The following is a 6,835-nucleotide window of genomic DNA, read 5'->3' on the forward strand; positions in this document are numbered from 1 at the left end:
GTCCCACCCTGTGGGGTAGTTGCGCCGACTCGGTCCTCTGGGGTGGGACAGACGCGCCGACTCGGTCCTCTGGGGTGGGGCAGACGCGCCGACTCGGTCCTTTGGGGTGGGGCAGACGCGCCGACTCGGGGGTCTGGGGTGGGACAGATGCGACGGGTCGGCATGGCTCGGCTAGCGTTGACGGTGTGGATCTGCAGCAGCGCATCAGTGACCGGGCCGGTGAGATTCTGCTTTTCGCCGTCACACCGCCGAGGGTGACGACGGCGCCTGAGAGGGTGCAGCAGATCGCGGAGATCACGCTCGAACGGATCAAGCCGCTCGATCTCGACGGGCTGGTCCTCTACGACATCGACGACGAGTCCGACCGCAACCCCGAGGAGCGGCCGTTCCCGTTCGTACGCACCCTCGACCCCGCCGAGTTCCTGGAGCGCAACCTCGAGGGTCTCGACGTGCCGGCCGTCGTCTACCGCGCCACCGGGAAGTATGACGAGCCGACGCTGCGCGACTGGGTCAAGACCCAGGATCCGGCCAAGGCTCTGTCGGTCTTCGTCGGTGCCTCCTCGGGCGAGAAGCGGGTCGCCACGAGTCTGCGGCGCGCCCAGGAGATCCGGAACGAGGCCAACCGCGACCTGCTCCTCGGAGCCGTCGCGATCCCCGAACGGCACACGGCCAAGGGCGACGAGCACCTTCGCCTGATCGCGAAGCAGGAGGCGGGCTGCTCCTACTTCGTCACCCAGGTCGTCTACGACGTCAACGCCGCCAAGAACCTCGTCTCCGACTACCGCTACGAGTGCGACGCGCGCGGCGTACGGCCCGTCCCGATCGTGTTCACCTTCTCCGTGTGCGGGTCGATGAAGACCCTGGAGTTCCTCCGCTGGCTCGGCGTCGACGTCCCGCGCTGGATCGAGAACGAGCTGCGCCACGCCACCGACACCCTCGACGCCTCGCTCGAGCAGGCCGAGGCGACCGCGACCGAGCTGATGTCCTTCTGCCGCCAGCTCGACGTTCCGTTCGGCATCAACATCGAGTCCGTCTCGATCCGCAAGGTCGAGATCGAGGCGTCCGTACGCCTCGCCGAGCGACTCGGTGGGAAGCTGGCGCGCTGAGGTCGGCCGGTTCCTTCGTCAAGGTATGCAGACGAAGGCTCACATCCCGTGCGGAGGTCCGTCAGGGATGTGAGCCTTGACCTGCATACCTTGATGGAGGAACAGCGCTACAGCCCCGTACGCATCGCCCACAGCTCGGGGAACAGGATGATGTCGAGCTGCTTGCGCAGGTAGGAGACCCCGCTGGTCCCGCCGGTGCCGGGCTTGAAGCCGATGATCCGCTCGACGGTGGTGACGTGGCGGAACCTCCAGACCCGGAATGCGGTCTCCAGGTCGGTCAGCTCCTCGCCGAGCTCGTAGAGGTCCCAGTGCTTCTCCGGGTCCCGGTAGACCTCGCCCCAGGCGGCCTCGACGGCGTCGGAGGCGGCGTACTCCTGCTTCCAGTCCCGGTCGAGATGATCGGCCGGGATGTCGAAGCCCCGCCGGGCCAGCAGCCGCAGCGAATCGTCGTAGAGCGAGGGACGTCCGTACGCAGCCAGCACATCGCTCTCGTGAGGCCGTCCCTCGTGCACGCGGAGCGTGTAGGCCGCCTTGTTGCCGAGCGCGAACTCGATGCACCGGTACTGCCACGACTGGAAGCCCGAGCCGGTGGCCAGGTAGGGGCGGAACTTGTCGTACTCGGTCGGGGTCAGCGTCGAGAGGACGTCCCAGGCGTGGACGAGCTGCTCCATGATCCGCGAGACCCGGGCCAGCCCCTTGAACGCCGGTCGCACCGCATCCTCGGCGAGAAGCCGCTGCGCCTCGGTCAGCTCGTGCAGCGCGAGCTTCATCCACAGCTCCATCGCCTGGTGCTGCACGATGAAGAGCATCTCGTGGTGGTCGCCCGAGAGCGGATGCTGCGCGCCGAGCACCTCCGGCAGGTGGAGGTAGTCGGAGTAGTCCATCGGAAGATCCTGCGCCCCGCCGACTTCACGGCTCATGTGACTGCTCCTCGGGTCCAGAAGCGCTCGTCGCGCCATTCGTCGTTGTCCATCACCGCGACCAGGTGGTCGACGGCGTCCCAGATGTCGGCGTAGCGCGTGTAGAGCGGGGTGACGCCGAAGCGCAGGATGTCGGGCTGCGTCCCGTCCGCCGGCCCGGCGCGGAAGTCGCCGACCACACCTCGCTCGATGAGCGCCTGCACGATGGCGTACGCGGCGCCGGCCGAGGCGGAGCCCGAAGCAGCAGACCCCGTGCTCAGCGAGAGCTGGCTGCCCCGCCGGGCGTCGTCCATCGGCGACTCGATCACGAAGCCTGGAAGCCGGGAGCCGACGAGGTCGGCGAAGAGCCGCGTCAGCGCGAGCGACTTCTCCCGGAGCGCCGGCAGGCCGCCGTACGCCTCGGCGGCGAGCACCGTGTCGACCCCGCACTCGAGGGCGGAGATGCCGATGACGGCCGGGGTGCCGGACAGATAGCGCGAGACCCCCTCCGCCGGCCGGTAGCCCGGCGACATCTCGAACGGTGCCGCGTGGCCCATCCAGCCCGACAGCGGCTGCTCGAAACGGTCGACGTGGCGCGGGTTGACCCACAGGAACGCCGGCGAGCCGGGGCCGCCGTTGAGGAACTTGTAGCCACAGCCGATCGCGAAGTCGGCCTCAGCGCCGACAAGGTCGACCGGCACCGCACCCGCCGAGTGGCACAGGTCCCAGACCGCGAGCACGCCGTGCTCGTGCGCGAGAGCGGTCACCGAGGCCATCGAGTGCAGGTAGCCCGTGCGGTAGTTGACCTCGGTCAGCATCAGCACTGCCGTTCGGTCCAGCAGCCCCGAGATCTCGTCGGGCGAGTCGACCAGCACCAGCTCGTAGCCACGCTCGCGGCACAGCGAGGAGGCGATGTAGAGATCGGTCGGGAAGTTGCTGCGCTCGCTGACCACCACCCGGCGCTCAGGTGAGTCGACGGACGCGATCGAGAGCGCCGAGGCGAGCACCTTGTAGACGTTGAGCGAGGTCGAGTCGGCGACGACAACCTCGCCCTGACCTGCGCCGACGAGCCGGGCGACCTTGTCGCCGACGCGCTGGGGCAAGGAGATCCAGGAGGCCGTGTTCCAGGACTCGATCAGCCCTCGTCCCCACTCCTGCGTGACCACCTCGGCGACCCGGCCGGCGGTGGTGCGGGGGAGCGCGCCCAGCGAGTTGCCGTCGAGGTAGATCGTCCCCTCGGGCAGCTCGAAGAGGTCGCGCAGCGGTGCCAGCGGGTCGGTGCGGTCGAGATCGACAGCGTCGTCGCGGTTCATCCGCCGATCTCCTTGAGCGGCCTGAGCACGGCCCGAACCGGCGCGGCGTCGGAGGTGGTGAGCTTCAGCGGCAGCGCGATCAGCTCGTAGTCGCCCGCCGGCACCTCGTCGAGCAGCAGGTTCTCCAGGATGCGTACGTCATGACGATGGGTCGCGAAGTGGGCCGGAAGGTCCTTGGAGGAGGACGGGTCAAGACTGGCCGCGTCGGTGCCGACCAGCCGCACCCCGTTGGCGGCCAGGAGCTCGATCAGCGCGGGGTCGAGCGCGCAGAACGAGTCGTCCCAGGTCGTCGGCTGGGTGGCGTACGTCCGGAAGAGCACCCGCGGCGGCAGATCGGCGACGTCGATGTCGTCGATGTCGTCGGCGGTGACCAGCGGACGCACCCCGGACACGTCGATCACCCGGCACGGACCGAGGAACGGCTCCAGCGGCATCTCGCCCGCGGGCGCCCCGTCGTCGGTGAAGTGCAGCGGAGCATCCGCGTGCGCGCCGACGTGGGCCGACAGGGACAGCTCAGCGACGTTGACCGGGCACCCCGGCCCGATCCGGAACGTCCAGTCGACCTCGGTGGCATGGTCACCGGGGAAGACCGGCGACTCCGCGTGAACGGGTGGTGAGATGTCCCACAATTGCGCCATGCTCCGCAGCCTAGATGACCCGATTCTGCGCCGACTCGGCGCATCGTGACCGGTCATCCAGCCGAGTCGGCGCGTTATGACGAGCCGAGACGACCGGAGCGAGGTCGAGCGGCGAGCTTGCTCGTCCGCTCGCGCCGAGCGAGGGAGTAACCGCGCGAAGCGCGGACTCGGCGCGGGATCGCGTCAGGACGAGCCGACTCGGCGCTCGGTCGCGTCAAGATGAGCCGACTCGGCGCTTCAGGCGCCGAAGAACTCAGTGGCGACCGGAGCCAGGGCGTCGGCCTTGACCATGTGGTTCTGCCCGTCGAGGACGACGTAGCGGCCCTCGGGAACGGCCTTGGAGATGGCCTGCTGGGCGTTGGTCATGTAGGTCGGGCTCTTGCTCCCTGCCACGCTCAGCACCGGCACCTTCACGCGCTCGTAGTAGTTCCGCGGAAGCGGCAGACCCTGCTCGAAGGGCAGCACGATCGAGAAGTCGTACGGCAGAGTGTGCGCGACAGCCGACAGCTTCTTGAACGCCGGTGTCAGCCGCATGACCTTGACCGCGATCCAAGGCATCCCGACGGTCCGCAGGAACAGCTCGACCGCCGCGGCCCGGCGGCCGCTCTCGGCCAACTTCCCGACCCTGTCGCCGAGATCGGCGTCGTTGGGCTCATGGGTGTCGTCGAGGATGAACGGGGCCTCGTAAGCGAGGATCGCGTCGATCGAAAGCTCCGCACGGGCCGCCTCCAGCGCCAGCGCGGCGCCCGAGCTCTGACCGAGCAGGTAGGCATGCCCGCCCGCGGCCTCGATCACGGCCCCGAGATCGGCGACCTCCTGCTCGACGGCTTCCGCCGTTCCTGGCGTGGCCGGTTTGGCGATGGTGCTCTCACCGCGCCCCCGGCGGTCGTAGCGGTAGACGGTGAACGTGTCCGACAGCGCCGCCGCGAGGTCCTTCGACGGACCCATCTCGCGGTAGCAGAGCGCTCCGTCGACAAGCACGAGCGCCGGTCCCGAGCCAGTGACCTCGTAGGCGATGGTCGAGCCGTCGGCGGAGGTGGTGGTCTTGGTGGTCATGGCATGTCTCCTGATCCAGCGGTGGTCGAGCCTGTCGAGATGACCCGGTTGATACTTACGCGTCGGACGAGACCTCCTCGCTTCGACACGCGGCCGCACGTTTCTGGAGAAGCTCCTGTTCCCCGGCGTTGGTGGTCAACGAGGCCGCCTCGTCGAAGGCCGCCGCGGCCTCGAGGTGCCGCCCGGCGCGGTGCAGCAGGTCACCACGTACGCCGGCAGGCAGATGCGACCCCGGAAGCGCTTCCTCGGGGAGTGCCGCCAGGATGGCCAGCCCGGCATCGGGACCGAAGGCGCGCCCGTGCGCCACTGCCCGGTTGACCTCGATGACAGGGCCGGGGACGCCGGTCGCGAGCATGTCGTAGAGGCGTGCGATCTCGGCCCAGTCGGTCTCCTCGGCCCGTCGGGCGCGGCCGTGGCACGCGGCGATCATCGCCTGCACCAGATAGCTCCCGCCAGGGGTGCCGGAGGAGGCGAGCGCTGTCGCCCGGTCGACCGCGGCCAGGCCGCGCCGCAGCAGCAGCTGGTCCCAGCGGGTCCGGTCCTGGTCCTCGAGCAGCACCGGGTGACGCTCGGCGTCCGCCCGCGCCGCGAGCCGCGACCCCTGGATCTCCAGCAGCCCCTGCAGCGCCTGCGCGTCGGGATCACCCGGGGCGTGCGCGGCCAGCATCCGGGCCAGCCGCATCCCCTCCAGACACAGCTCGGGCCGGGTCCACGACGGTCCCGACGTGGCCGCGTAGCCCTCGTTGAAGACCAGGTAGATCGTCTGCATCACGTCGCGCAGCCGTGCCGTGCGTTCCTCGCCGGTGGGCAGCTCGAACGAGGCCCCGACCTCCGCCAGGGTGCGCTTCGCTCGCGAGATCCGCTGTCCGACGGCAGACTCCTTGGCGAAGTAGGCCCGCGCGATCTCGGCGGTCGTCAGCCCGCCCACCAGCCGCAGCGTCAGCACCGTGCGGGAGTCGGGAGCCAGGGCCGGATGGCAGGTGAGGAACATCAGCCGGAGCACATCGTCCTCGATATGGTCGACCGCGGCAGCCAGGTCAGGCATCTCACCCTCCTCCAGTTCGTGCCCCAGCAGGGCGACCTTGCGGCGCAGCACCTCGTCGCGTCGGAAACCGTCGATCGCGCGCCGCTTCGCGATCGACATCAACCACGCGCCGGGGTTGCGAGGGATGCCCTCGCGCGGCCACTGCTCCAGGGCCGCGACGAGGGCGTCCTGGGCGAGGTCCTCGGCCAGGTCGAGGTCGTGCGTCATCCGTGCCAGTCCGGCGAGGAGACGTACGGACTCGTTGCGCCAGACCGCGACGATCGCGTCTTCGGTGGGCGAGCTCATTCAGCCGGGGTCGGTGGCCCGAACAGCGGCCGCATCTCCACGACCGCGTCCTGGCCGGGCCACAGGTCCACGTGGAGCTGGATCATCCTGCGCCCCAGCTCGAGTGCCTCCTCATGGGAGCGGACCTCGAAGAGCGAGAACCCTCCGGCGACCTCCTTGGCCTCGGCGAAGGGTCCGTCGATGTGGGTCACCTCCCCGGCGCTCAGCCGGATCTCCACCGCGGGACCGAGCCCGTCGGCATCGAGGAGGATGCCGTCGGCGTACTGCTGCTTGATCTCGGTCTCCACCGCCTCGATCAGCGCGGCCGGGGGTGGCCCGGCGTCGGGGGCCGTCTTCACGAACATCATGTAGCGCATCGCGTCACTCCTCTGAGGTGCTGTCGCGCGGCCTGCTGCAGCGCGCTCACACCTACGCGTCGCACTGACTTTGCCGGTTTCGACACGGGGAGTCCAGGAAAGGGATGAGGTTGTGAAGCTGAGAGTGACCTATGGAC

The 6,835-nt window shown here is 69.4% G+C and carries 7 protein-coding genes; 1 reads left to right on the top strand and 6 read right to left on the bottom strand.

Annotated elements, in window-relative coordinates; all coding sequences use genetic code 11:
* Positions 1 to 185 precede the first annotated feature (185 nt).
* Positions 186 to 1,106: a methylenetetrahydrofolate reductase gene (locus tag ACRDPS_RS23790; RefSeq protein WP_431504146.1), complete on the top strand. Its 921-nt coding sequence runs from the start codon at positions 186 to 188 to the stop codon at positions 1,104 to 1,106.
* Positions 1,107 to 1,213: 107 nt separating this feature from the next.
* Here the strand turns inward: ACRDPS_RS23790 and ACRDPS_RS23795 are convergent, their stop codons facing one another.
* The 6 genes from ACRDPS_RS23795 to ACRDPS_RS23820 all read right to left on the bottom strand — a co-directional run bounded on the left by ACRDPS_RS23795 (position 1,214) and on the right by ACRDPS_RS23820 (position 6,698).
* Positions 1,214 to 2,026, bottom strand: a complete 813-nt coding sequence (locus ACRDPS_RS23795; protein ID WP_431504147.1) for a tryptophan 2,3-dioxygenase — start codon at positions 2,024 to 2,026, stop codon at positions 1,214 to 1,216.
* Positions 2,023 to 3,318: a kynureninase gene (gene kynU / locus ACRDPS_RS23800; RefSeq protein ID WP_431504148.1), complete on the bottom strand. Its 1,296-nt coding sequence runs from the start codon at positions 3,316 to 3,318 to the stop codon at positions 2,023 to 2,025. The genes ACRDPS_RS23795 and kynU overlap by 4 nt, the downstream gene beginning before the upstream one ends.
* Positions 3,315 to 3,956: an arylformamidase gene (gene kynB / locus ACRDPS_RS23805; RefSeq protein WP_431504149.1), complete on the bottom strand. Its 642-nt coding sequence runs from the start codon at positions 3,954 to 3,956 to the stop codon at positions 3,315 to 3,317. Before kynB ends, kynU begins: the two co-directional genes overlap by 4 nt.
* A gap of 237 nt (positions 3,957 to 4,193) precedes the next feature.
* Positions 4,194 to 5,012: an alpha/beta fold hydrolase gene (locus tag ACRDPS_RS23810; protein ID WP_431504150.1), complete on the bottom strand. Its 819-nt coding sequence runs from the start codon at positions 5,010 to 5,012 to the stop codon at positions 4,194 to 4,196.
* Positions 5,013 to 5,067: 55 nt separating this feature from the next.
* A complete protein-coding gene (locus tag ACRDPS_RS23815; RefSeq protein ID WP_431504151.1) occupies positions 5,068 to 6,342 on the bottom strand; it encodes an RNA polymerase sigma factor in 1,275 nt (424 codons plus the stop codon).
* Positions 6,339 to 6,698: a YciI family protein gene (locus ACRDPS_RS23820; protein WP_431504152.1), complete on the bottom strand. Its 360-nt coding sequence runs from the start codon at positions 6,696 to 6,698 to the stop codon at positions 6,339 to 6,341. Before ACRDPS_RS23820 ends, ACRDPS_RS23815 begins: the two co-directional genes overlap by 4 nt.
* Positions 6,699 to 6,835 lie beyond the last annotated feature (137 nt).

The organism is Nocardioides sp., assembly GCF_050699375.1.
Classification (GTDB): Bacteria; Actinomycetota; Actinomycetes; order Propionibacteriales; family Nocardioidaceae; genus Nocardioides.

Excerpts from the sequence above, each read along its gene's own strand:
- ACRDPS_RS23820 (WP_431504152.1), bottom strand. The coding sequence starts at position 6,698 with ATGCGCTACATGATGTTCGTGAAGACGGCCCCCGACGCCGGGCCACCC.
- ACRDPS_RS23795 (WP_431504147.1), bottom strand. The coding sequence starts at position 2,026 with ATGAGCCGTGAAGTCGGCGGGGCGCAGGATCTTCCGATGGACTACTCC.
- ACRDPS_RS23810 (WP_431504150.1), bottom strand. The coding sequence starts at position 5,012 with ATGACCACCAAGACCACCACCTCCGCCGACGGCTCGACCATCGCCTAC.
- ACRDPS_RS23815 (WP_431504151.1), bottom strand. The coding sequence starts at position 6,342 with ATGAGCTCGCCCACCGAAGACGCGATCGTCGCGGTCTGGCGCAACGAG.
- kynU (WP_431504148.1), bottom strand. The coding sequence starts at position 3,318 with ATGAACCGCGACGACGCTGTCGATCTCGACCGCACCGACCCGCTGGCA.
- kynB (WP_431504149.1), bottom strand. The coding sequence starts at position 3,956 with ATGGCGCAATTGTGGGACATCTCACCACCCGTTCACGCGGAGTCGCCG.